The sequence below is a fragment of the Azospirillum sp. genome (assembly GCF_035627195.1).
Taxonomy (GTDB): Bacteria; Pseudomonadota; Alphaproteobacteria; order Azospirillales; family Azospirillaceae; genus Azospirillum.
Window position 1 is genome coordinate 1 of record NZ_DASPMG010000260.1, and the last position, 23,935, is coordinate 23,935.

Below are 23,935 nucleotides of genomic sequence, written 5' to 3' on the forward strand. Positions count from 1 at the left end.
CGGCGGCGGGCGGCTGCTGGTGGTGGTGCCGAACCGGCGCGGGTTGTGGGCGCGCGCCGACTGGACGCCGTTCGGCCACGGCTTCCCCTACACGCCCTCGCAGCTGAAGCAGGTGCTGCGCGACACCATGTTCGTGCCGGAACGCACGGGGCACGCGCTGTTCATCCCGCCGCTGCGTTCGCGCGTCCTGCTGCGCTCGGCCCCGGCGTGGGAGGAGATCGGCGAGCGCTGGTTCAAGGCCTTCGCCGGGGTGACGATGATCGAGGCGTCCAAGCAGATCTTCGCCGGAGTCGCCCGCAGGGCGCAGCCGGTGAAGCGCCGGCTGATCGTGCCGCTGCCGGGCGGCGCCGCCCCGGCCCGGCGGGTGGGTTCGTAGGGGGGGCTGAGCCGTGTACGGATCTTTATAAAAGCCCCTCTCCCTCGACGGGAGAGGGGTTGGGGAGAGGGTGGTTACGGGCGGATGCCCGGAAGAATGCCTCTCTTCCGCCCTTCCGGGCGTAATTCCCCCTCTCCCCAACCCCCTCTCCCGCAAGGGGAGAGGGGCTTAAAAGCAATCCGGAAATCGTTTTAACTCTCCCGGCGGCGGGGCGGGTAGGCTTCCTCGACGCGGCGGTAGGCGTCCTGGGCGCGCTGCTGGGTCTCCTCGGCGCGGCGCAGCGTGTCGAGCGCCTGGACGCGCAGCTGTTCGGCGCGGGCGTACATGGTGCGCGCGTTGCGGATCCGCGCCTCGGCCTCGCGCAGGAGGGTGTCGGCGTGGGGCAGGACGTCCGGCGCCACGTTCTTGCCGCCGCTGTCGCCGCTGTCGCCTCTGTCGTCGGTGTCGTCGATCTCCGTGCGCACGATGGCAACGCCTTTCCCAACCCGGGCATCGGAATGCCGGGGTGTCTCTGGTTTTGCTTGTATTCTTCGCAAGCATTCCGCGAATTAGAAGACGCGCGATATGGGTAGTCCGCCGCGGAGGGAATACCTCGACGGCGCCGTTACCTATTACTTTTGTTGCGGCGCGGTGCGCCGCGCGATGCCCGCGACGCCGGGCGGAAAAGGAGATGGCATGCCGGTATCCATCCTGATTCTTCCCGGACTCGGCAATTCCGGGCCGGACCACTGGCAGACGTGGCTGGAGCGGCGCCATCCGGACGCCCGGCGCGTGGAGCAGGGCGACTGGGACCAGCCCGGCCGCGACGCCTGGGTGGACGCGCTGGAGGCCGCGGTGACGGCGGCGGCCGGTCCGGTCGTGCTCGTGGCCCACAGCCTGGCCTGTTCGCAGGTCGCCCACTGGGTCGGCCGCGGGTCGGCTGGCCATGCTTCCGTTGGCCGCGTGGCGGGGGCGCTGCTGGTGGCGCCGTCCGACGTGGACTCGGAAGCGCACACGCCGCCGGAGGTGCGCTGCTTCGCGCCGGTGCCGCTCGCCCCGCTGCCGTTCCGCGCCACACTGGTGGCCAGCCGCAACGACCCCTATGTGGCGTTCGACCGCGCCCGGTTCGTCGCCGAACGCTGGGGTGCGGCGTTCGTCGACGCGGGTGAGCAGGGGCACATCAACGTCGCCTCCGGCCACGGCCCGTGGCCGGAGGGCGAACGGATGCTGCTGGACCTGATCGCCGGGGCCGAACGGCCGTAGCCGGCCGGAGCGCCGGCTGGAGCCGGATCAGCCCCGCATCTGGCGCAGCACGTCGCGCATGCGGTCGCCAACGCCGCCGACGCGGCCGGTGAGGCCCTGCGCCAGGGAGCTGAGCGCGTCGAGCGACTGGGTGGCGCCGGCGATGGTGCGCTCGGCCTCGTCCATGCTGCGGCCGGCGGCCATGGCGTCCTGGCGGGAACGGCCGAGGTCGCGCGAGACCTCGGCGGTCAGGCCGGCCTGCTCGCCGATGGCGGAGGCGACCGTCTCGTTGATGCCCTGAATGGAGCGGATGGTGCCGCCGATGCGGTTCAGCGCGTCGTCCACCGCCGCCGTCTCGCGCTGCAGGTTGGCGACCTGATCGGCGATCTGCTTGGTGGCGTCGGCGGTCTGGCGGGACAGCGCCTTCACCTCGTTCGCCACGACGGCGAAGCCGCGCCCGGCCTCGCCCGCGCGGGCCGCCTCGATGGTGGCGTTCAGCGCCAGCAGGTTGGTCTGGCTGGCGATGGCGTTGATCAGCTTGACGACGCTGGCGATCTGCTCGGCGGCGCCGCGCAGCGAGGTCATGACGGTGGCGGCGCGTTCGGAGTCGGCCGTGGCGGCCATGCTGATGTCGCGGGCCTTGCCGGTGTCCTGGGCGATGCGCTCGGCCGTCGCGGTCAGGCGGTCGATGCTGCCGGCGATGCTGCCGACCGATTCGTCCACGGCGCGGGCGGCGGAGGCCGCGGCGCCCGACTGGCGGCTGGCGTCGCCGTTGGCGCGGCGCACGCCGGCGACCGCCTCGTCCAGCTTGCGGGCGGCCTCGGCCGCTTCGCCCACCAGCCCGCCGACGTCGCGCTCCAGCCGGTCGGACAGGTCGCGCAGAAGCTGGTTGCGCTGCCCCTCGGCCTGTTCGGCGCGCAGGACGGACAGCGCCCAGTGGCGGGCGATGCGGGCGTAGCGGCGGGCGAGGTCGACCGGGGCGGCGACGCCCAGGCTGCCGACGCGCTGGCCGTTGAAGTCGATGGCGACGTTGTAGCCCTCGCGCATGCCGGAGGAGCGGGCGGCCTCGTCCTTGCTGACGGCGCGCTCGTCGGTGCGGCGGGCCATGATGTCGGCGGCGACGGCGTGGGTGGCGCCGATGCGCTCGCGGGCGGTGGAGGCGACGATGACGCCGCCCTGGCCCATGAACGACACTCCGACGTCCAGTTCCTTGCCGATGTGATCGCAGATTTCCTGTGCGACGGCGGCGCTCAATTCCACGGCTTCCTCCCTGGGCGGCATTATCGGGGGCGGCGATTTGCGCGCGAGGGTAGAGGACGCGTGTTAACAGCCGGTTGCGTTCCGCGCATCCCGGCGATGAAATTTTCGGCGTTGATAATTAGATATTTCTAAAATATGGTCCTCTCATGAGCGCAAGCGCATGGTGTCCCGCCCGCGTCCGGCGCTCCCTCCCTGTAAGACTGAACAAGGGGCCGTTCTCCGGACGGCCCTTCTTTTTTTGCTATCGGTGCGGGGCGGTTTCTTAGCGCCGGCCGACCAGCGTGCGCGACGACGCGTCGTAGGTGAAGGGCGGGGCCTGCGCCACGTCGGCCGCCGTCATGTCCAGCATCACGTCCATGGGCGGCTTCTGCCCCGGCTCGGCCACCTTGGGTGCGGCGCCGACGCGCAGCGCCGTGGCCGGCACCGCCACCATGCTGGCGCCGATGCCGAGGAAGCCGCCCGAGGCGATGACGATGCCCTCGATGCGCCCGTCCGGCCCGGAGAGGACGAAGTCGCGGATCTCGCCGGCCTCCTGCCCGTCCTTGGTGCGCGCACTCTTGCCGACCAGCGCCTGCGCCTCGGCGGCGGTGAGCGGCCGGTTGGCGGGCGGCGCCACCGGGCGGATCTCGTCGCTGGGGGCGGCGCCGCTGACGCCTTCCCTGGACGGCACGGCGTCGGTGGTGGGCTTGTCCTCGGGCCGCGGGGCGGTCATCAGCGGCGGTTGCTGCTGGGCGTGCGCCACGCCGGTGGCGAGCAGCAGGGCCAGCAGGGCGAAGCGAAGCGAGCGCATGGAACTGACCTCCTCTCGGGATGCCAGCCTTCAACACGCCCGCCGGGGTCAAGGTTGCGTCATGGCCGGCCCCGCCGACGAAGGACGCTTTCGTAGGTTGGGTTGAGCGCAGCGAAAACCCAACGTTCGCAGCCCGCTCAGCCCCGGCGCAGCAGGAAGACGGCCTGTTCGCCCAGCAGGTTGGTCAGGCCGCCGTAGCCGGAGCCGGTGACGCGGCCGGCGCGGTTGACGATGACGCCGCGTTCGATGGTGACGCCCGCCACCCGGCACAGCTCGACGAAGTCGGCGATGGTGCACAGGTGGATGTTCGGCGTCTCCCACCACTGGTAGCCCAGCTGCTCGGTCACCGGCATGCGGCCGTGCACCAGCAGCTGGAAGCGGATCCGCCAGTAGCCGAAGTTGGGGAACGACACGATGGCGTGGCGGCCGATGCGCACCATGTGCTCCAGCACGCGCTTGGGCTCGCGCATGGCCTGCAGCGTCTGGCCGAGGATGACGTAGTCGAAGGCGTCGGCCGGGTAGTCCTTCAGGTCCGCCTCGGCGTCGCCCTGGATGACCGACAGGCCCTGCTTCACGCAGCGGTGCACGCCGTCCATGCTCAACTCGATGCCGCGGCCGTCGACGCCCTTCTCGTGGGTGAGGAAGTCGAGCAGCGCGCCGTCGCCGCAGCCGACGTCGAGCACGCGGCTGCCGGGATCCACCATGTCGGCGATCAGGCGCAGGTCGACGCGGATGTCGCGCGGCCGGCCGGCGCCGTTGCGGGCGGAGTCGGCGATACGGCTTGAGGTGTCGTCGAGGGGGCTCATGTCCGCGTCCGTCATGCGCTGCGCGCGTCCGTTCATGCGCTGCGCGCCCGGCGGCGCGCGGTGAGGCCACGGTGCTCGGCGCAGCCTTCCAGGAAGCCGCGGATGACCTGGTGGAACTCCGGCTCGTCCAGCAGGAAGGCGTCGTGGCCCTTGTCGGTCTCGATCTCCACGAAGCTGACGTTGGCCGCCACGGCGTTCAGCGCGTGCACCACGGCGCGCGATTCGGGCGTGGGGAACAGCCAGTCGCTGGTGAAGCTGGCGACGCAGAAGCGCACCGGCGTGCTGCCGCCCTTGTGGCGGAAGGCGTTGGCCAGCACGCCGTCGTGGTCCGCCGCCAGATCGAAATAGTCCATGGCGCGGGTGATGTAGAGGTAGGAGTTGGCGTCGAACCGCTCGACGAAGGTGATGCCCTGGTGGCGCAGGTAGCTTTCCACCTGGAAATCGGCGTCGAAGCCGTAGGTGATCTGGGCGCGGTTCTGCAGGTTGCGGCCGAACTTGCGGTGCAGCGCCGGCTCCGACAGGTAGGTGATGTGCGCGGCCATGCGCGCCACCGCCAGCCCGCGGTGCGGGCGCTTGCCCTGGCGCAGGTAGTCACCGCCGCACCAGTCGGGGTCGGCCATGATGGCTTGGCGCCCGACCTCGTGGAAGGCGATGTTCTGCGCGGAATGGCGCGCCGCCGAGGCCACCGGGATGGCGGCGAACACGCGTTCCGGGTACGACGACGCCCACTCCAGCACCTGCATGCCGCCCATGGAGCCGCCCAGCACGCAGAACAGCTGGCCGATGCCCAGATGGTCGATCAGCAGGGTCTGGGCGCGCACCATGTCGGCGATGGTGATGACCGGGAAGTTCAGCCCGTACGGCTCCCCCGTCGCGGGGTCGATCTCGGCCGGGCCGGTGGAGCCCATGCAGCCGCCGATGACGTTGGAGCAGATGACGAAGTAGCGGTCGGTGTCCACCGGCTTGCCCGGTCCCACCATCATCTCCCACCAGCCGGGCTTGCCGGTGATGGGGTGGGTGTCGAGGACGAAGTGGTCGCCGGTCAGCGCATGGCAGATCAGCACCGCGTTCGAGCGGTCGGCGTTCAGCGTGCCGTAGGTCTGGTAGGCGATGGTGAAGGGGCCGAGCTCCTGGCCGCTGTCCAGCCGCATGGGCGTGGTGACGCCGAGCCGGACGCGGTGGCCGGGCAGGCTGCCGGTGGTGTTGCCGGTGGTGCTGCCGGTGTCGGCCCGGGTGTCGGCCTGGGCGACCACGGAGGGCTTGGTGGCAGACATGGCGGACGGTCTTATGGCTCTACCTCAGCGGGAGCGTATAGGTACGAAGCGGGCCTCGAAGGTGTCAACGTTTTCTTTGATTTTAACGGCTTCGCGGACTACTACTATCCGGCTTCGCCCGACACGGTTTCACATCCCATGCCTCCCTCCAAGTCACCGCTCGACGAGTTGCGCCGCGAGATCGACCAGATCGACGATTCCATCCACGACCTGCTGATGCGGCGGGCCAAGGTGGTGGAGCGCATCGGCGCCGCCAAGGGGGACAGCCGCATCTTCCTGCGCCCGGGGCGCGAGGCGGTGATCCTGCGCCGTCTGGTGGCGCGGCACACCGGCGCCTTCCCGCTGCCCGTGCTGGTGCGCATGTGGCGCGAGATGATCTCGGCGCTGACCCGCCTGCAAGGGCCGTTCGCCGTGGCCGTCTTCGCGCCGGAGGACCGGCGCGGCTTCTGGGACGTGGCGCGCGACCATTTCGGCAGCTTCGTGCCGATGACCGCCGTCAACACCCCCGTCGCCGCCGTGCGCGCGGTGAGCGAGGGCACGGCCACCGTCGGCGTCGTGCCGATCCCGGCGGAGGACGACACCGACCCCTGGTGGCGCTACATGGTGTCGTCGGATTCGCGCACGCCGCGCATCGTGGCGCGCCTGCCGTTCGGCGGGCGCGGCAACGCGCGGGGCGAGGACCGCGACGCCTTCGCCATCGCGCTGGTCCCGCACGAGCCGACGGGCGACGACCGCACGCTGCTGGGCATCGAGCTGGGCTACGACCTCAGTCGCGGGCGCCTCAAGGACACCCTCGAGTCGGCGGGGCTGGTGCCGGTCGGCTTCTGCACGTGGCACAGCAACCGCGAGGCGGGCGGCCCGGCGCTGCATCTGGTCGAGATCGCCGACTTCGTCGACCACGGCGACCCGCGCCTGGCGGCGCTGGGCGAGCGCCTGGGCGACGTGCCCGTGCGCATCAACATCATGGGCGGCTACGCCGTGCCGCTGAACCTGCCGCAAGACACCCGCAAGATCTGACCGAGAGAGACATGTCCACGCCGACCGCGCCGGTGCCCCGTCCGGGCATCCTCGACATCGCGCCCTACATCGGGGGCGAAGCCGCCGGAACCATCCGTCTGGCGTCCAACGAAGGCGCCTTGGGGCCGAGCCCCAAGGCCGTGGAGGCGTACAAGCGCCTGGCCGGCGAGATCCATCGCTACCCCGACGGCGGCTCGACCGAGTTGCGCAAGGCGCTGGGCGCCCGCTTCGGCCTGGACGCCGGCCGCATCGTCTGCGGCGCCGGCTCGGACGAGCTGATCGGCCTGCTGGTGCGCGCCTACGCCGGGCCGGGGGACGAGGTGCTGTACAGCCAGCACGGCTTCCTGATGTACCCGATCGCCGCCAAGTCGGTGGGCGCCACGCCGGTGACCGCGCCGGAGACGGACCTGACCGCCAGCGTCGACGCGCTGCTGGCGCGCGTGACGCCGCGCACGAAGATCGTCTTCGTCGCCAACCCGAACAACCCGACCGGCACCTTCCTGACGGCGGACGAGTTGGCCCGCCTGCACGCCGGCCTGCCGGCCACCACGCTGCTGGTCATCGACGCGGCCTATGCCGAGTACGTGACGCGCAACGACTACTCCGCCGGCGTCGAACTGGTGGAGAAGTTCACCAACGTGGTGATGCTGCGCACCTTCTCGAAGATCTTCGCGCTGGGCGCCTTGCGCCTGGGCTGGGGCTATTGCCCGGCGGGCGTGGCGGACGTGCTGAACCGCGTGCGCGGCCCCTTCAACGTGTCGGCGGCGGCCCAGGCGGCCGGCGTCGCGGCGCTGGAGGACGTGGAGTTCATGGAGCGCTCGCGCGCCCACAACGAGCAGTGGCGCGAGTGGTTCAGCGCCGAGGTGCGGGGCCTGGGCCTGACCGTGCACCCGTCCATCGGCAACTTCGTTCTGGTCGACTTCAAGGGTGCGGCGTCCGGCAAGGACGACGCCGAGAAGGCGCGCCTGTTCCTGAAGGACCGCGGCATCCTGGTGCGCCAGATGCCGTCCTATGGCCTGCCGACCTGCCTGCGCGTCACCATCGGCCGTGAGGACGAGATGCGCACGGTGGTGGCGATGCTGAAGGAGTTCCTGGCGGGCTAAATGCCCGTCAGCAGAATGTCCATCGCGCCAATGATGTCGTGACGATGTTCGGAGAGGTTGGCGACGACCTCTCCGAGATCTTTTCGGGCGACACCAGCGATGGCGTTGGGCGTCATGACGACATCAACGCCCTCCACCTTGAAGTGCGGGTTGAAGCGGCTGATCGTCTTCAGAAAACAGTCGGCCCGACGCAACGGCACGACGGCAATCGGGTCAAGATCCGCCAGCAGGTCACATTGCACGACGAGGACATAGGGCGTCGAGGCGCGGGTGCGCGGCGACGGATTGCGGCGAACGTCGAACTGCGCCATCAGAATGATCGCACGTCGTCGCCGAACGCCCCTTCCTCCTCGACCAGCCGGTTCTGATAGGCGATCGCCTCGGCGTTTTCCGCCAGCCACGCCGCCCGCTGCTTTTCGCGGATGGCGGCGGACAACGCCTCCTCGGCGACGCGGGAGACGTTGAGTCCATGGCTGCGGGCCGCCTCCAGGATGTCCTCGCGAATGGACACGTTGGTGGGCTTGCGGCGGGGCTGGGCAGAGGCGGCCATGGCAAACTCCCTATGAAGGCGCCGTGTGCAAAGCATATGCGCATGCATCATGTGGGGCAAGAAGGCGCCCTTCGCCATCCCCCCGAAAACTTTCCCTTGGCCCGGCGGCGGCGTGGTGCTTAATAACCCGCACCTTTCGGACAGGCCCAGGCACCGGTAACCCCATCATGACCGCTTCCACCGCTCCGCTCTTCGACCGTGTCGCCATCATCGGCATCGGGCTCATCGGCTCGTCGCTGGCGCGGGCCGTGGCGGAGTATGGGCTGGCCCGCACCGTGGTGTGCGGGGACCGCAGCGAGGCGGCCTGCATCAAGGCCATGGAACTGGGCATCGTCGACGCCGCCTACACCGACCCGGTCACCGCCGTGGACGGCGCCGACCTCGTCGTGCTGGCGACCCCCGTCGGCACCTTCGCCGCCGTGGCGGAGGAGATCGGCCTGAGCCTGGCGCCCGGCGCCATCGTCACCGACGTGGGTTCGGTCAAGCAGGTGGTGCTGCGCGACGTGGCGCCCAGCCTGCCGGACGGCGTGCACCTCGTGCCCGGCCACCCGGTGGCCGGCACCGAGCACTCCGGGCCGGAGGCCGGCTTCGCCGCGCTGTTCCAGGGGCGCTGGTGCATCCTGACGCCGCCGCCGGGCACGCAGGCCGAAGCCACCGAGAAGGTGGCCGAGCTGTGGCGCCGCTGCGGCTCCAAGGTCGAGATCATGGAGGCGTCGCACCACGACCGCGTGCTGGCCATCACCTCGCACCTGCCGCACCTGATCGCCTACACCATCGTCGGCACCGCCGCCGACCTGGAGGAGGACACCAAGTCCGAGGTGATCAAGTTCTCGGCCGGCGGCTTCCGCGACTTCACGCGCATCGCCGCCAGCGATCCGGTGATGTGGCGCGACGTGTTCCTGAACAACCGCGAGGCGGTTCTGGAGATCCTCCAGCGCTTCACCGAGGACCTGACGGCGCTTCAGCGCGCCATCCGCTGGGGCGAGGGCGACCTGCTGCAGGAGACCTTCACCAAGACCCGCGCCATCCGCCGCGGCATCATCGACGCCAAGCAGGCCTAATCTTTTTCCCTCAGACGCCGGGCGGCCACATCCGTGGCCTTGGCTTCGCGCCCATGTGGGCGCGGGGCCGCAGTCGCGGCCCTTGTTCTTCTCACCACACGATCGCCGGGATCGCCGCGACCTTCAGCGGGCCGACGAACAGGGCGCGGTACTGGATGGTGAGCGGCGCCATGATGACCGGCTCGCCGTCCTGGGACGGGCGGGCCAGCATGCCGATGACGCTGCGCGCCATGTTCACCTCGTTCGGCTTTAGTTGGCCCTGGAAGGCGGCCAGCACCTTGTCGGCGCCGCGCACCTCGGCGGTCATGGCGGCCTGGGGCTGCAGGTCGCGGTCGAGGGCCAGCGTGCCGTTCACCGTCGCCTTCAGCGGACCCCAGTCGAGGCCCAGCGCGTCCATCTGCACCGTGCCGCCGTCGCGGCTCCATGCGGCGAGGCTTTCCGGGTGCAGCTCCGGCGGGCGGCCCTGCACGCGCACCGTCGCCGTGGCGCGGCTGACGATGGGGCCGAGCGGCGACTGGACCGCCGACGGCAGCCGCACGCCGCGCGCGTCCACCTCCACCGCCAGCCCGGTTTCCTCGTGGCTGGCCGGCGGGGCCGGCGGCTGGCGCAGCGTGAGGTCGAGGGCCGACACGGCGGCGGGCGCGTCCGGCAGCGCCGCCGGGGCGAAGGTGAGGTCGGCGAAGCTCAAGCGCGCCTCCACCGGCACGCCGGCCGGTCCCAGCGTCACGTGCCCGGTGCCGCCCTGCGGCGCCACCAGCTCGCCCGGCGGCGAGGCCGGGTCGGACAGGCGCAGGCGCTGCGGGCCGGGCAGGGTGAGGGCGATGCGCGTCGGGTCCCACAGCGGCGCCTCGCCGACCAGCTCGGCACCCCGCCAGTCGGCGCCGCGCGCGGCGATGCGCGGCTCGGTCGCGGTGGCGCGCACGGCGAGCGGGAAGCCGCCCATGCGCAGGTCGGCGTAGCGCACGTCGACGCCGCGCGCCCGCTGCGCCTCGGCCCAGGCGACGATGCCGTTCTCGACGGCCTTCGCCACCATCCACCATGCCACGCCCCAGGCGGCGAGCAGGGCCACGAAGAGGACGGCGGCGGCGAGGGCGAGGCGCTTGCGGAGCGTCATGGTGTCAATTTCCGGCTGGGAACCACCCGTTATAGCCCCCACATGGGGAGCGTGCTAGGATTCGCACGGTCGGCGCGAAGGATGGCGCCGCAGTGTGGCACCTTCATGGTCCCCGTTACACATGCTGTTCGATACACGCTCCTTCGATACCGGCCTGACCGCCGCCCCCCAGGTTGCTGAGGTTTCCGAGGCGGCGGCGCCCGCCTGGGCCGGCGACATCGCCGTGGCGCCCGGCACAGACCTGTGGGTGTTCGCCTACGGCTCGCTGATGTGGAACCCCGGCTTCCCGTTCGAGGAACGGCACGCGGCGGTCCTGCACGGCTACCACCGGCGCTTCTGCGTCTCCTCGCACCGCTACCGCGGCACGCCGGAGCGGCCGGGGCTGGTGCTGGGGCTGGACCGCGGCGGCTCCTGCCGTGGCATCGCTTTCCGCGTGGCGGCCGGCAACGTGCCGGCGGCGCTGGATTACCTGTGGGAGCGCGAGATGATCACGCGGGTGTACCGGCCGAAGCGGCTGCCGGTGCACGTGCTGGGCGGCGGGCCGGTGGTGGAGGCCTGCACCTTCGTGGTCGACCGCCGCCACCGCCAGTATTGCGGCTGCCTGGACGAGACGCACATGGCCGAGCGCATCGCCGGCTGCTGCGGCGAGCGCGGGCCGAACGTCGAATACCTCGCCAACACCGTGGATCACCTGGAGCAGTTGGGCATCCATGATGCGCGGCTGGCGCGCCTGATGGCGGCGGTGCGGCGGCTGACGGCCTGACGCCGATCGCCGGGGGCGACGCGGGGCGGGGGCGATCCTATATTCCGGCCATGCTTCGCTCCGTCCTCGCCCTTGCGGCGTTCCTCGCCGCCGCGCCGGTCCTGGCCGCCGGCATCCATCATGACCTCGACGTCACGCTCGACCCGCCGGCGCGGCGGCTGGAGGTGGTCGATCGCGTCACGCTGCCGGCGGGGGCGCAGTCCCTGCTGCTGGCGCCGGGGCTGGACGTCGCCGAGGTGACGGCGGCGGGCAAGGCGCTGCCCTTCACGCGGAGCGGGGCGCGGCTGGCGCTGACCGTGCCGGAGGGGGGTGGGGCGGTCACCGTCCGCTACGCCGGGACGCTGGCGGCGCTGGACCCGGATGCGAAGCGTGACGGGCCGATGGCCGGGGCGGAGGGCGCCTACCTGCCGGGCGGCGGCTGGATCCCCGCGGCCGAGGGGGAGCCGCCGACGTGGCGGCTGGCCGTGCGGGTGCCGGCACCCTTCACCGCCGTGGCGACCGGGCGGCTGGTGGAGGAGGGGCGCGACGCCAAAGGCTACCGCGCCGTCTTCGCCGAGGACCGGCCGGTGGAGGAGCCCTCGCTGTTCGCAGGCACCTGGGAGGTGCGGGAGCGGATGCACGGCACGCTCCGCCTGCGCACCTACTTCCATCCGGAGCAGGCGGGCCTGTCCGACGAGTATCTGGACATCACGGCGCGCGCAATCGATGGGTTTTCGCAGAGGATCGGCGCTTACCCCTTCGCCGGCTTCGCGGTGGTGTCGGCGCCGCTGCCGGTGGGGCTGGGGTTTCCGGGGCTGACCTACATCGGGCGGCAGGTGCTGCCGCTGCCCTTCGTGCGCGGGCAGTCGCTGGCGCACGAGATCCTGCACAACTGGTGGGGCAACGGCGTGCGCGTCGATTACGCCACCGGCAACTGGTGCGAGGGGCTGACCAGCTATCTGTCCGACTACGCGTCGGCCGAGGCGCGCGGGGGGGAGGCGGCGCGGGCGGCCCGGCTCGACTGGGTGCGCGACTACGCGGCCCTGCCGCGCGACCGCGACACGGCGCTCGGCGCCTTCCGCGCCAAGGTGCACGGGGCGGCGCAGGTCATCGGCTACGGCAAGGCGGCGGCGGTCTTCCACATGCTGCGCGGCGAGGTGGGGGAGGCGGCGTTCGACGCCGGCCTGCGCCGCTTCTGGGAGGAGCACAAGTTCAGGCAAGCCGGCTGGGCCGACCTGCGCGCGGCGTTCGAGGCGGCGGCGGGCCGTGACCTGAAGCCCTTCTTCGCCCAGTGGGTGGAGCGCGTCGGCGCGCCGTCGCTGACGCTCCAGGACGCCCGCGTGGCGGAGAGCGGCGTCAGCGTCGCCCTGCGGCAGGACGCGCCGGTCTACGCGCTGTCCGTGCCCGTGGTGGTGGAGACGGACGCCGGTCCGCAGCGCCATCTGGTGCGGATGGAGGGGCGGGAGGCAGCGGCGGTGCTGCCGGTCACCGGCCGGGCGACGGCGGTGGCGGTCGATCCCGGCCACGACCTGTTCCGCCGCCTGGCCCCCGGCGAGGCACCGGCGGTGCTGCGTGACGTGACGCTCGACACCGGGACCAACGTGGTGATCGCGGCGGATGGAGGAGGGGCCGAGGCGGCGCGGGCGCTGGCCGACCGGCTGATGGAGGGGCGGGCGCGCGTCGTCGGGCCGGACCGCACCGACGCGGGCGAGCCGCTGCTGCTCCTGGGCACGCAGGAGGGGGTGGAGCGGCTGCTGCGCGCTTACCGCATGGAGGGCGCGCCGGAAGCGGTGGCCGGGCGCGGCACGGCGCGGGTGTGGACGGCGCGCACCGCGCGCGGGCAGCCGGCGCTGGTGGTCGCGGCCACCGATCCGGCGGCCCTGCAGGCGCTGCTGCGCCCGCTGCCGCACTATGGCCGGCAGAGTTGGCTGGTGTTCGACGGTGCCCGCGCCATGGACCGCGGCGTCTGGCCGCCGGGCGACAGCCCGCTGCGGCGCCGGCTCGACTGAGCCATCGGAACATCGTCTTTGGATCATCCTCCCACTGGCCGCTGTTAAGTCCACGGATGCGCGCGTGCGCAGGACGCGGGCGCGCCTTGTGGGAGGACGACAATGTCTGGAAAATCGAGTGTGCTCCGCGCCGCCCTGGGTGTCGGTGTGTGCGGTTTGATGATGGCCTTCGGCGGTCCGGCCGTGGCCAGTCCGGGCGACACCCACACGGTGACCGGCGAGCGCGTGAACCTGCGCGCGGCACCCACCGACCGCGCCTCGATCCGCTCCACCGTGCGGCGTGGCGACGAACTGCTGGAACTGAAGCAGGACGGCAACTGGACCGGCGTGCGCAACATGCGCACGGGCGAGGAGGGCTGGGTCTTCACCGACCTGCTGCGCCAGCGCTCCACCAGCACGCTGGGCGGCGGCGAGCGGGGCAGCTTCGCGCGCTATTCCTCGGGCTTCGACCGGCTGATCGGCCGGGTGAACGACGAGCTGGGCTACAAGTTCGCCGACCGCGTGGAGGTGGGCGAGAACGGCCTGCTGCGCGTCACGCCGACGCAGGAATGGCTGTTCAACACCAGCCGCGAGGCCAAGATCTACGCCGCGCTCGCGCTGTACCAGATGTGGAAGGGCCACAACAACGGCCGTCCGGTGAGTTTGGCGCTCGGCGAGCGCGGCGGCACCCCGATCACCATCGAGGACGCCGCCAACGGCCCGATCATGGACCTGCCGGCCCTGGTGGGATCGTCGCGGTAGGGTTGGCGGCCTCCGAGCCGTAACCACCCTCACCCCAACCCCTCTCCCGTCAAGGGAGAGGGGCTTTTAAGGGGGCCGGGCGGCGCTCGGACAGCGGTTCGGTGCCGCGGAACTGCGCCTCGCACAGCGCGGCGAACAGGCCGTGCGCGGCCAGCAGCTCGTCCAGCGTGCCCTGTTCGGCCACGCGCCCGCCGGACAGCACGACGATGTGGTCGGCGTGCCGGATGGTGGCCAGCTTGTGGCTGACGGCGATCACCGTGCGGTCGCGGCTGAAGGCCGCCATGGCGTCCTCGATCAGCGATTCCGACAGGCTGTCCAGCGCGTTCGTCGCCTCGTCCAGGATCAGGATGTCGGGATCGCGCAGGATGGCGCGGGCCAGCGCGATGCGCTGGCGCTGGCCGCCGGACAGGCGGCTGCCGCGCTCCCCCACCACGGTGGCGTAACCGTCGGGCAGGTCGCGGATGAAGCCGTCGGCGTGGGCGCGGCGGGCGGCCTCCACCACTTCGGCCTCCGTGGCGTCGGGGCGGCCGTAGGCGATGTTGTGGAAGACGCTGGCGTCGAACAGGAAGACGTCCTGCGACACCACGCCGATGCGCCGCCGCCACGCCCGCAGGTCGAAGCGGGACAGCGGCACGCCGTCCGCCAGCACCGCCCCGCCGGTGGGGTCGCAGGCGCGGGCGACCAGCGCCGCCACGGTGGACTTGCCCGCACCCGAGGGGCCGACCAGCGCGGTGGTGCGGCCGCGGCGGATGGCGAACGACACGCCCTCCAGCGCCGCCGGGCCGCCCGCGCCGTAGTGGAAGCCGACGTCCTCGAAGCGGATCTCGGCCACCGGGGCGGCGGGAACGAGCGTGCCGGAGGGGATGTAGTCCTTGCCCGCGGGGTCGAGGAAGCGGGTGACGGTGGCGACCGACCCGGCCATGGAGCGCAGCGTCACCCAGTTGGCCGCCATCTGCCGGATCTGCGGCTGCACGCGGAACAGCACCAGCAGGAACGCGGCCAGCACCGGCAGGGACGCCGCGTCGCGCGTGCCCATGGCGGCGAGGATGACCAGGATCAGCAGTGCCGCCGCCGCCTCGTACAGCGGCCCGCTGGCCTCCCGCAGGGCGTCCATGCGCAGGAAGATGCGGCGCAGCTCGTCGGAGCGGCCGGCGAAGCGGCGGATCTCGTCCTCCTCCCGCCCGAAGGCGCGGATGACGTCCAGGCCGCCGTAGCCCTCCACCAGGGCGGCGTCCACGTCGCGGTTGGCGATCACCGCGCGCTCCCCCAGGCGCTTGGCGCGCCGGGCCAGGGCGTGGAAGAGCAGGCCCATGACGGCCAGCGCCGCCGCCACCGCCAGCGTCAGGGGCCAGGAGATCAGCAGCAGCAGCACGCCGAAGGTGGCGACGGTGCAGACGTTGCCGACCAGTGCCGCGAACACGCCCAGCGCGTTGATCGTCTGCCAGACCTCGCCGGACAGCAGGCTCAACACCTCGCCGTTCGGGCGGGCGCGCAGCCAGGCGGGGCTGAGCGCGGTCATCTGACGGAACCCCTCCACCCGCAGGCGGTGGCCGATGCGCCCGGTCAGCGTGAAGACGAACGCCGCCCCGGCGTAGACCACCACGCATTTCAGCAGGATGGAGCCGAAGATGGCGGCGGTGAGCACGGCCATCCGCCGTTCCGGCGGGATGGCGGCGAACAGCTCCACCAGCCGGCCGCCCAGGCCGCCGGGGACGGCGTCCGGCTCCGCCATGCCCTGGAGGAGGGGGATGAACAGGCTGATGCCGAACCCCTCCAGCAGCGAGGCGAGGACGCCCAGCGCGGCGACGGCCGGCAGCGCCCAGGCGTGTTCCCGAACCACGGGGGGGAGGGCGATCATAGGGCGCGGTTGGCGGTCAGCCGCACCTTGGCGGGCTCCGCCGCCAGACGTTCGCACCAGTGCCGCCGGTGCCGCTGCAGCGCCATGGCCAGCCAGCGGCCCTTCGGCGCCTCCTCCACCGGCTGCAGCCCTTCGGGGAAGACGCGCCGCGGCTCGGTCCGGGCGCGGCGCAGGCGGCGCGCGTACTTGCCGACGAAGCGGACGCCCAGGGACAGGACGTAGCTCCAGTCGCTGCGGATCGACAGGGCGAACAGGCGCAGCATGTCGCCGCGGGCGTTGGCGACCATGGCGCGCGTCGCCAGCCAGGCGCAGATGCCGCTGCGCGACCAGCGGAAGACCTTGGCCGGGATCTCCGGGTGGCGCTCGCGCATCTCGGCCATCACGAGGTCGTGCGAGCGCAGCATGGTCCACAGGCTGGACGACATGCTGTCCGGCACCTGGCGGTAGCCGGTCAGCGCCCAGGGGATGACGGTGAACTCGTGCTGTTCGGCGATGGCCAGCAGCAGCTTGTAGTCCTCGCAGCCCTGGGCGTTGCGGCGCAGCAGGCCCTCGTCGTAGCCGCCGGCCTCCAGCACGCACTGGCGGCGGATCAGGGGCGAGCTGGCGCAGCCGGCGAAGTGCTCCAGGATCAGCGCCGGCAGCACGTAGCCCTGGCAGCGCGCACCGTCCACCGGTTCCCACAGGATGCGGCTCTCCACGTCGATGCTGCAGCACCACGTGGTCACGCACCCGGTGCGCGGGGAGCGGCGCATGGCGGCGAGCTGGAGTTCCAGCTTGCGCGGGTGCCACAGGTCGTCGGCGTCGAGCGGGGCGATGTACTGGCCGCGCGAGTCCGCGATGCCGCGGTTGCGCGCGTTGGCCACGCCGCCGTTGCACTGGCGGATCAGCCGCACGCGCCCGTCCGCCGCCATGAACCGCTCGACGATGGCGACGGTGCCGTCGGTGGAGCCGTCGTCGACCACGAGGATCTCCAGCTCCCGATGGGTCTGGCCGACCGCCGAGGCGAGCGTGGCGGCGATGTACCGCTCCGCGTTGTACGCCGGGATGACGACGGAGATGAGTTCGGTCTGTGTTTCGCTGGCGCTCATGGAGATGATTTCGGTCCTCCGTCGCCGCGCACGGCCGGGGCGGATTGCACACATTCCAAGCATAGAATAACAAATCTTCCCTGGCATCTCGACTGAGTGAGTATGGCTATGGTCGCCGGTTAACCCGTATTTGCCGTCTTTGCCGGTATTTGCTTCGCAAATTGGTGGTGGGTATTGGCCTGTTCGGTGGATGAACGATTCATTTTCCCGCCAGACTGCCAACTTTGCGCTTTGGCCGCCGGCCGGGCGAAGCACCCATATTGACTGCAACCGCAAGGTCGGCTGTTTCATCAGGGGCTTCGGGCAGGGAGACGATGGATTCCACGTACGCCAAGCCGGACATCTCGGTCATCGTTCCGGCCTTCAACGCCGCGCCCACCGTCGCGGCGGCCCTGGCGAGCCTGTCGGCGCAGACCAAACGGGACTGGGAGGCGATCGTCGTCGACGACGGGTCGCGCGACGGCACGGCCGCCGTGGTGGAGGGGCTGGCGGCCGGGGATCCGCGCATCCGGCTGGTCCGGCAGGACAACGCCGGGGTCTCCGCCGCGCGCAACCGCGGCATCGCGGAGGCGCGGGCGGACTGGCTGTACTTCCTGGACGCCGACGACTGGATCGCGCCCACGTGCCTGCAGCGCCTCGCCCGCGCGCGCCGCGCGCCGTCGCGGCCGGACTTCGTCCATTGCGGCTGGCAGCGCTATTTGTCCGACCAGCCGGGGCCGGAGGAGTATGGGCCGGACGCGGCGGACCTGTTTCCGGCCATCGCGCGCGACTGCCCCTTTCCGGTGCACGCCGGGCTGATGCGCAAGCGGCTGGTCACCGCGGCCGGCGGCTTCGACCCGGCGCTGGTGGCGTGCGAGGACTGGGACCTGTGGGCGCGGATCGCGCGGGCCGGCGCGCGGTTCCAGGCGGTGCGGGCGGTGCTGGTGTTCTACCGCTTCCGCCGGGGATCGGCCTCGACGGCGACGGAACGCTTCCTGACCGACGGGCTGGAGGTCATCCGCCGCATCCACCGGCCCGACCCGCGCGTCGCCGACCCGCTGCCGCAGTACGCCGACGGCGCCCCGGCCGAGGGGGCGGGGCCGACCTGCTATCACTTCGCCACCTGGATCGCCGGCTATGCCGTCGGCCAGGGCAGCGACGGGGCGGCCATGCTGCGGCACCTGGAAGGCATGCGGGAGCCGACGCTGTCGCCCGACGCCGTCGCCTGGGTGCTGCGCCAGGCGCTGCCCATCGGCCGCGGACGGCTGGTGGAGGATTGGGAGGCGCTGTGGCCCGGCGTGGAGCCGGCCATCCTGCGCGTCCTCGACACGCTGGAGGGGACGTCCGGCGTGTCCGGGCTGGCGGCGCGCGCCCGGCGGCGGCTGGAGGCCTACCTGCTGGACACCTGCGACGCGGCGCGCCCGGCGCGCATCGGCGGGACCATGCAGGTGCCGGTCGATCCCGCCAAGCCGATGGCCGGCCTGCCGGTGCCCGAGGGCGTGGACCGCGTGCGCTGCGCCGTGGTGGAGGAGGGGGAGCCGGTCGGGATCATCGAGATGCCGGCCGGCGGCCCGGTGATTTCCGCCGCCGCGCTGGCCAAGGCGTACGAGTGGGAGTTCGCCGAGGTGGTGAAGGGCCACCTGCGCCGCCGCCGGCTGCGCAGCGGGGCCAAGCTGCTGCGCTGGCTGCTGCGCCCGCACCGCATCCGCCAGTTCGGCCGCAGCCTGCAGGCCGAATGGACGGGGCGGGCGGCGGCGCGCTCCGCCATCCAGAAGGCGCTGGTGCAGTCGCTGTCCGGTGCCGCCACGGCCGAGGCCGCCGCCCGCTTCGCGGAGCTGGGGCAGGCCGGCGCGGACTCCCCCCCTTCGGCCGCCGGCAGGGGTGAGGAATGGGAGGAGGCGTTCGCCGAGGTCGATCCCTGGCACTACGACAGCACCTACGAGCGGCGCAAGTACGAGCAGACGCTGGACATGCTGCCGGACCGGCCGATCGGGCGCGCGCTCGAACTCGGCTGCGCGGAGGGGCACTTCACGGTGCGACTGGCGCCGCGCGTCGAGCGGCTGGTCGCCGCCGACATTTCGGAAACGGCGCTGGGCCGCGCGCGGGAGCGCTGCGCCGGCCTGACGAACGTGGAGTTCGCCCACCTGGACGTCGTCTCCGACCCCCTCCCCGGCGGCATGGACCTGATCGTGTGCAGCGAGGTGCTGTACTACCTGACGAGCCATCAGGAGCTGCGGCATGTGGCCGGGAAGTTCGCGCAGGCGCTGAACCCCGACGGCCGGCTGGTCATGGCGCACGCCAACCTGCTCGTGGACGAGCCGCACCGGACGGGCTTCGGGTGGCCGCACGTGTTCGGCAGCAAGGGCATCGGCGACGTGTTCGCCGCCGTGCCGGGGCTGTGTCTGGAGCGGGAGATCCACACGCCGCTCTACCGCGTGCAGACCTTCCGCCGTCTGGGACCCGGCGCCGTGGCCGGCACGCCGGACATGTGCGAGTTGCCGCTGCCGGAAGACCTGCCGCCGTTCGTCGCCTTGCAGGTCCATTGGCGGCTGCCGGGCTGCGTGCCGGCGCGGTCGGGGGTGACGGGGCGCGTGCCGGTCCTGATGTACCACAGCGTGGCGGAAGACGGGCCGGAGACGCTGAGGCGCTTCCGCGTGACGCCGGCGATGTTCGACGCGCAGCTCGGCCTGCTGCGGCGGGCGGGGTTCCACACCATCGGCCTGGACGAGTGGTGCTGGCACCTGATGATGCGCCGGCCGCTGCCGGGGCGGCCGATCCTCATCACCTTCGACGACGGCTACCGCGACATCGCCGAGCACGCGGCGCCCATCCTGCGCCGGCACGGCATGGTGGCGACGGTCTTCGTCGTCACCGACGCGGTCGGCACCACCGCCGCGTGGGACCGCCCGTTCGGCGAGCCCGCGCCGCTGCTGTCCTGGCCGGAGATCCGGCGCCTGTGCGGGGAGGGCTTCTCCTTCGCCGCGCACGGCGCCAGCCACCGGGCGCTCACCGGCCTGTCGGCGGCCGAACTGGTGGAGGAAGGGCGGCGCGCGCGCCGCACGCTGGCCGAGGAGCTGCAGACGCCGATCACGGCGCTGGCCTACCCCTATGGCGACGAGGATGGTGCCGTGCGGGTGGCGATGCGGGAGTGCGGCTTCCACTGCGGCTTCACCGTGGAGCACGGCGTGGCGAGCATCTGGGGCGACCCCATGCGGCTGCCGCGCATCGAGGTGAGTGGTTTGGAGGGCTTGGAGTCCTTTGCGGCGAAGTTGGGGGTGGGGGTGGGGGAGTTGGCGGGGGTGTGAGGTTTTGCCCCCTCCCTAACCCTCCCCCGCCAGGGGCGGTGGAGGGGACTGCCGCCGCTTCGGCACAGAACCCTCCACCTCGAAGAGGGGGAGGGTGGCTGAGCGTAAGCGAAGCCGGGAGGGGGCAATGCGCCCCGGAACTCAGCGCTCCGCGACCTGGCCGTCGACGCCGCTGATCTTGATGTCCTGCGTGCGGCCGTCGGGGTGGGCCACCGTCACCTCGTAGCGGACGGCGTCGCCGTCGCGCTCCACCTCGGCCTCGATGGCCTTGCCGCTCAGGCGCTGTTCGGCGATGCCGATGGCCTGCTCCAGCGTGGTGCGGGCACCCTGCAGGTCGGCCGGGTCGAGGCGGGTGAAGTACCGGGCGACGGTCTTCTCGTCGGTCTTGACGACGGCGCCGGTGTTGGCGTCCAGCGTGTAGGTGACCAGCCTGTCGGCGCCCAGGATGGTGACCTCGTAGCGGGCGGCACCATTCTCCACGTCGAACTCGGCGTCGACCGCGCGGCCGTTGCCCTGCCGGCCGGCTTCCTCGATCGCCTGGGTCAGGGAGAGGCGGGCCTGGGTCAGGGCCTGGATGTCCTCCTTGTCGGCCGCCAGCGCGGGGCTGGACAGCAGCGCCGCCGTGGCGGCGCCCAGGAGAGCCAGTCGCTTTTGGAACGTCATGGTCGTGCTCCGATGGTTTGGGGGGTGCCGGCCGGGGCCGGCATCCGCCATGGCAACGACCGGGGGGACGGGTGGTTCCCGCGGCGAAGGTCCGGATTTTGACACAGCACGCCCGCCGCCAAACGCTTAGCTTCTTCAAAGAAGATCAAGGAATGTTCGGGGGTACCATGCTTCGCCTTGGAACGAAGGTGAGAATTGACGGGCAGGAGGCGCTGGTTGTCGCGCGTACCCTGGCCGGTGTTCCGAATTACGACGTTCGGCTGAGCGACGGTCGTCTTGTCAAATACGCGGCCGAATCGGATCTCGAAGTGGTCGAAGGGGCGGAGGTCTTGTCCACGACGCCGTTCTCGCTGAGCGGACGCCGGCCGCACGACGCCGGCCGCACCGCCTGATCACCAACTGAACAGCCCAGACTGGACGGCTTATCCGATGACCCGCGACGATTTCCCCTTTTCGCTCCAGGTCTACGCCACGCCGGCCGACGCCGGGCCGGACAGCGACGACTGGAGCCTGTTCCTCTACCGCGCCACCGATCAGGCGGAGCGCGCCTGGCTGCAGGACAACGGCTTCACCCTCCAGGGGCGCGTCTGGGTTCGCGAGGCCGCGGCGGCGGCCGACGAATCCGAAGCGGACGAGGCCGAGGCGGAGGCGGAACCCGCCGACCTGGAACTGGCTGACTGAGTGTTGACGGGCGGGGGGCGGACGGTGGGCCGATGCCGGCGGATGCCATGTTTGACGGGATCGATCACACACTCCCCGCGGCGCACCAGGAGCTGCTCCGGCGGCTGAACCACGCGGCGGCGGGCAACTGCGTCTCGCCCGCCGGGGTGGTGCTGGAGCGGGTGTCGCGCCGCGACGTGCCGGTCACCGCCGTGCTGACGGTGGCCGTGTCCTGGGCCACGGACGTGGAGACCCGCGCGGGGACGGGCGCCGTGCGCGCCGCCACCTTCTGCCGCAACTCCGCCGAGCTGGACGCCACGCTGACGCGCGAGCTGGACGCCGAGGTGGCGGCGGTGGAGACCGCGCGCCGCGTCGCGGCGCTGATCGGCGCGCCGGAACGGCTGTTCGACGGGGACGAGCCGTTCCCGGCGCTGCCGTCCATGCGCGGCCCCTATTACGTGCACGAGCCCTGCCGCGGCTGCAACGGCGGCGGCGTGCGCGCCTGCACCAACCCGGCGTGCCGGGGCGGCAAGGTGGAATGCGCGCTGTGCGGCGGCAAGCCCCGGCAGGACGGCGACGGCCGGCCGCTGCGCTGCGAGGGCTGCGGCGGCACGGGCGTGTTCCGCTGCACCGTGTGCGCCGGCAGCGGCGTGGTGCCGTGCGACGAGTGCGCGGGCGTGGGGCAGTTCACCCACATCCACCGCCCGCGTCTGGTCGCCAAGCCGGCGCGCGGCTTCGCCCTGCCGTCGGACGTGCCGGACGCCGTGCGCGCGACGCTCGACACCGTGGGCTACGACGGCTTCGCCACGGTGGCCGAGGTGCAGCCGGGAACGCTGCGCCATTCCGGCACGCGGCTGCTGTACGAGCGCGCCGGCACGGTGCCGGTGCTCACGCTGGCCTGCGTCTGCGACGGCGTGGCGTTCGAGGTGGAGGCCGTTGGGCCGGACGCCGTGGTGCCGGCCATGCCGGCCTTCCTGGACGCGGTGCTGGCGCCGCTGCTGGCGCGCATCGAGGCGGCGAGCGGCGCCGGTGCCTTCGGTATCGCGGCCCTGTCCCGCGTCACCGGAGCCATGGCCGACGCCATCCTCGCCGGTCGCTTGCCGGAACTGGACGCCCTGGCCGCGGAGCACGAGCGCTGCGTCAGCCGGGCCTTCGCGGCGCGCGCCGCGGCGGCGCTCCAGCGCATCCACCGGGCGGCGGCCCTGCGCACGGCGCGGGGGTTCTGGCAGTGCGCGGCCGGCGCGCTGGCGCCGGTGTCGCTGCTGGTCGCCGCCGTCGACCTGCCGGCGCTGCTGTCCGGCGCCACGGCGGAGGAGCCGGCGCCGCTGGCCCTGCGCGCGCTGTGGGACGTCGGCGTGCCCGCCGGCGCCGGGCTGGGCGCGTGGCTGGCCGCGCGGGAATGGAGCGGGCGGGCGTGGCGCGCCGCCTTCGGCACCGGCGCCGCCGGTCCGAAGGAACAGGGCGCCTGGCCGGTGCTGGTGCTGGGTGCGGCGGCGGCACTGCACCTGGGGGTCATGGCCGCGTGGCACGGCGGGCTCGCCACCCACCGCATCGAACCGGCGCCGGAACCCGTCGCCATCGTCGGGGAGCCGCTGCCGCCGCCGCGCGCGCTGACCCCGGCGGAGCGGATCGCCGTGGCGCAGCGTGCGCTCGCCCGGCTCGGCCGCTACGACGGCGCCATCGACGGCAAGTTGGGGGAGGGGACGAGGAGCGGCCTCGCGGGCCTCGCCGGTCTGGCGGAGGGGATGCCGGACGACCCGCTCGACCAGGCGGTCGCCCTGGCCGCCGACCGCGTGGCCGTCCGTGTGGCCACGCCCGACCGGCTGGTCGGGCCGGGCTGGAGCAACGCCACGCGCCTGCGGCTGACGCCCGACGACCAGCCGCGCATCTCCGAGGCCTTCGCCGCCGCTGCGGCGGCGCCGGGCGTGGCGCGGGAGTGGACGTCCGGCGACGGCATGCGCTCCGGCCGCATCACGGTGACCGGCCGCGCCGAGGACACGAAAGGGCGGCAGCGTCCGTGCGTCGCCTTCGCGCACGTGGTCACGACCCCGGCCGGGCGCGACGCCGGTGCGCCCGCCAGGGCCTGCCGGTCAGCCGGGCGGTGGTTGCTGGAGGAGTAGCGTGAAGCGTGTCTGACGTTGGGTTTTCGCTGGCGCTCAACCCAACCTACCGCTCAGCCGTAGGTTGGGTTGAGCGCCAGCGAAAACCCAACATTTCCTACCCGGAACACTTGGAATAGCCGCAGTTCAGGCAGGTGTCGCAGCCTTCCTGGCGGATCAGGCCAGGCTGGCCGCACTTGGGGCACTGGGGGGCGCGCA

Annotated in this window: 22 protein-coding genes and 1 pseudogene; 12 read left to right on the forward strand and 11 right to left on the reverse strand. The window is 72.4% G+C overall.

Going from position 1 to position 23,935, the window contains the following annotated elements:
- Positions 1 to 376 (forward strand): annotated as a pseudogene (locus VED21_RS23395) (methyltransferase type 11); the annotation flags it as partial.
- A gap of 191 nt (positions 377 to 567) precedes the next feature.
- Here VED21_RS23395 and VED21_RS23400 read toward each other — a convergent pair.
- Positions 568 to 840, reverse strand: coding sequence for a hypothetical protein (locus VED21_RS23400; protein ID WP_324886554.1), 273 nt, complete (start codon positions 838 to 840; stop codon positions 568 to 570).
- Between the two features lie 211 nt (positions 841 to 1,051).
- On the opposite strand from VED21_RS23400, the gene VED21_RS23405 reads away from it, so the two are divergent.
- Positions 1,052 to 1,618 (forward strand): alpha/beta hydrolase, encoded by a 567-nt coding sequence (locus tag VED21_RS23405; protein WP_324886556.1) that lies wholly within the window; start codon positions 1,052 to 1,054, stop codon positions 1,616 to 1,618.
- Positions 1,619 to 1,645: 27 nt separating this feature from the next.
- On the opposite strand, the gene VED21_RS23410 is transcribed toward VED21_RS23405, so the two are convergent.
- From VED21_RS23410 to metX, 4 genes are all read right to left on the reverse strand, one after another.
- A complete protein-coding gene (locus tag VED21_RS23410) occupies positions 1,646 to 2,857 on the reverse strand; it encodes a methyl-accepting chemotaxis protein (RefSeq protein ID WP_324886558.1) in 1,212 nt (403 codons plus the stop codon).
- 262 nt (positions 2,858 to 3,119) lie between these two features.
- On the reverse strand, positions 3,120 to 3,647 hold the full coding sequence (locus VED21_RS23415) for a PRC-barrel domain-containing protein (protein ID WP_324886560.1): 528 nt from the start codon (positions 3,645 to 3,647) through the stop codon (positions 3,120 to 3,122).
- 137 nt (positions 3,648 to 3,784) lie between these two features.
- The gene (metW, locus tag VED21_RS23420) at positions 3,785 to 4,453 is read right to left on the reverse strand and encodes a methionine biosynthesis protein MetW (RefSeq protein ID WP_324886562.1); all 669 of its coding nucleotides are present in this window, start codon (positions 4,451 to 4,453) and stop codon (positions 3,785 to 3,787) included.
- 32 nt (positions 4,454 to 4,485) lie between these two features.
- Positions 4,486 to 5,727 carry a homoserine O-acetyltransferase MetX gene (gene metX / locus VED21_RS23425; RefSeq protein WP_324886564.1) on the reverse strand — a complete coding sequence of 414 codons (1,242 nt, stop codon included), beginning with the start codon at positions 5,725 to 5,727 and terminating at the stop codon, positions 4,486 to 4,488.
- A 138-nt stretch (positions 5,728 to 5,865) separates the two neighbouring features.
- On the opposite strand from metX, the gene VED21_RS23430 reads away from it, so the two are divergent.
- Positions 5,866 to 6,744, forward strand: coding sequence for a chorismate mutase (locus tag VED21_RS23430; RefSeq protein ID WP_324886566.1), 879 nt, complete (start codon positions 5,866 to 5,868; stop codon positions 6,742 to 6,744).
- 11 nt (positions 6,745 to 6,755) lie between these two features.
- On the forward strand, positions 6,756 to 7,847 hold the full coding sequence (hisC, locus tag VED21_RS23435; protein ID WP_324886568.1) for a histidinol-phosphate transaminase: 1,092 nt from the start codon (positions 6,756 to 6,758) through the stop codon (positions 7,845 to 7,847).
- Here hisC and VED21_RS23440 read toward each other — a convergent pair.
- Together VED21_RS23440 and VED21_RS23445 are read right to left on the reverse strand one after the other, a co-directional pair.
- Positions 7,844 to 8,158, reverse strand: a complete 315-nt coding sequence (locus VED21_RS23440; RefSeq protein WP_324886570.1) for a CcdB family protein — start codon at positions 8,156 to 8,158, stop codon at positions 7,844 to 7,846. The genes hisC and VED21_RS23440 overlap by 4 nt on opposite strands.
- Positions 8,158 to 8,397: a type II toxin-antitoxin system CcdA family antitoxin gene (locus tag VED21_RS23445; RefSeq protein ID WP_324886572.1), complete on the reverse strand. Its 240-nt coding sequence runs from the start codon at positions 8,395 to 8,397 to the stop codon at positions 8,158 to 8,160. Before VED21_RS23445 ends, VED21_RS23440 begins: the two co-directional genes overlap by 1 nt.
- Before the next feature lie 167 nt (positions 8,398 to 8,564).
- On the opposite strand from VED21_RS23445, the gene VED21_RS23450 reads away from it, so the two are divergent.
- Positions 8,565 to 9,458 (forward strand): prephenate/arogenate dehydrogenase family protein, encoded by an 894-nt coding sequence (locus tag VED21_RS23450; protein WP_324886574.1) that lies wholly within the window; start codon positions 8,565 to 8,567, stop codon positions 9,456 to 9,458.
- A 91-nt stretch (positions 9,459 to 9,549) separates the two neighbouring features.
- Here VED21_RS23450 and VED21_RS23455 read toward each other — a convergent pair whose 3' ends face one another.
- Positions 9,550 to 10,572, reverse strand: coding sequence for a DUF2125 domain-containing protein (locus VED21_RS23455; protein ID WP_324886577.1), 1,023 nt, complete (start codon positions 10,570 to 10,572; stop codon positions 9,550 to 9,552).
- 121 nt (positions 10,573 to 10,693) lie between these two features.
- Between VED21_RS23455 and VED21_RS23460 the strand changes: the two genes are divergently transcribed.
- The 3 genes from VED21_RS23460 (at position 10,694) to VED21_RS23470 (ending at position 14,064) form a co-directional block, all read left to right on the forward strand.
- Positions 10,694 to 11,335 (forward strand): gamma-glutamylcyclotransferase, encoded by a 642-nt coding sequence (locus VED21_RS23460; RefSeq protein ID WP_324886579.1) that lies wholly within the window; start codon positions 10,694 to 10,696, stop codon positions 11,333 to 11,335.
- 50 nt (positions 11,336 to 11,385) lie between these two features.
- Complete coding sequence (locus VED21_RS23465) at positions 11,386 to 13,323, forward strand: M1 family metallopeptidase (RefSeq protein WP_324886581.1); 1,938 nt, start codon at positions 11,386 to 11,388, stop codon at positions 13,321 to 13,323.
- A 120-nt stretch (positions 13,324 to 13,443) separates the two neighbouring features.
- A complete protein-coding gene (locus VED21_RS23470; protein WP_324886583.1) occupies positions 13,444 to 14,064 on the forward strand; it encodes an SH3 domain-containing protein in 621 nt (206 codons plus the stop codon).
- A 49-nt stretch (positions 14,065 to 14,113) separates the two neighbouring features.
- On the opposite strand, the gene VED21_RS23475 is transcribed toward VED21_RS23470, so the two are convergent.
- Entirely contained in the window at positions 14,114 to 15,922 is a 1,809-nt protein-coding gene (locus tag VED21_RS23475) for an ABC transporter ATP-binding protein (RefSeq protein WP_324886585.1), read from the reverse strand.
- Positions 15,919 to 17,010, reverse strand: a complete 1,092-nt coding sequence (locus VED21_RS23480) for a glycosyltransferase family A protein (protein ID WP_324886587.1) — start codon at positions 17,008 to 17,010, stop codon at positions 15,919 to 15,921. Before VED21_RS23480 ends, VED21_RS23475 begins: the two co-directional genes overlap by 4 nt.
- A 314-nt stretch (positions 17,011 to 17,324) precedes the next feature.
- Here VED21_RS23480 and VED21_RS23485 point away from each other — a divergent pair, with 314 nt between their 5' ends.
- Positions 17,325 to 20,294, forward strand: coding sequence for a trifunctional glycosyltransferase/class I SAM-dependent methyltransferase/polysaccharide deacetylase (locus VED21_RS23485; RefSeq protein WP_324886589.1), 2,970 nt, complete (start codon positions 17,325 to 17,327; stop codon positions 20,292 to 20,294).
- A 141-nt stretch (positions 20,295 to 20,435) separates the two neighbouring features.
- Here the strand turns inward: VED21_RS23485 and VED21_RS23490 are convergent, their stop codons facing one another.
- Positions 20,436 to 20,957, reverse strand: a complete 522-nt coding sequence (locus VED21_RS23490) for a PepSY domain-containing protein (RefSeq protein ID WP_324886591.1) — start codon at positions 20,955 to 20,957, stop codon at positions 20,436 to 20,438.
- A 98-nt stretch (positions 20,958 to 21,055) separates the two neighbouring features.
- Between VED21_RS23490 and VED21_RS23495 the strand changes: the two genes are divergently transcribed.
- Genes VED21_RS23495 through VED21_RS23505 form a run of 3 tightly spaced genes read left to right on the forward strand, consistent with a single transcriptional unit; the run spans position 21,056 to position 23,737 of the window.
- Entirely contained in the window at positions 21,056 to 21,349 is a 294-nt protein-coding gene (locus VED21_RS23495) for a hypothetical protein (RefSeq protein ID WP_324886593.1), read from the forward strand.
- A 37-nt stretch (positions 21,350 to 21,386) separates the two neighbouring features.
- Positions 21,387 to 21,638, forward strand: a complete 252-nt coding sequence (locus VED21_RS23500; protein WP_324886595.1) for a hypothetical protein — start codon at positions 21,387 to 21,389, stop codon at positions 21,636 to 21,638.
- A gap of 47 nt (positions 21,639 to 21,685) precedes the next feature.
- Complete coding sequence (locus VED21_RS23505; protein WP_324886597.1) at positions 21,686 to 23,737, forward strand: hypothetical protein; 2,052 nt, start codon at positions 21,686 to 21,688, stop codon at positions 23,735 to 23,737.
- Positions 23,738 to 23,935 lie beyond the last annotated feature (198 nt).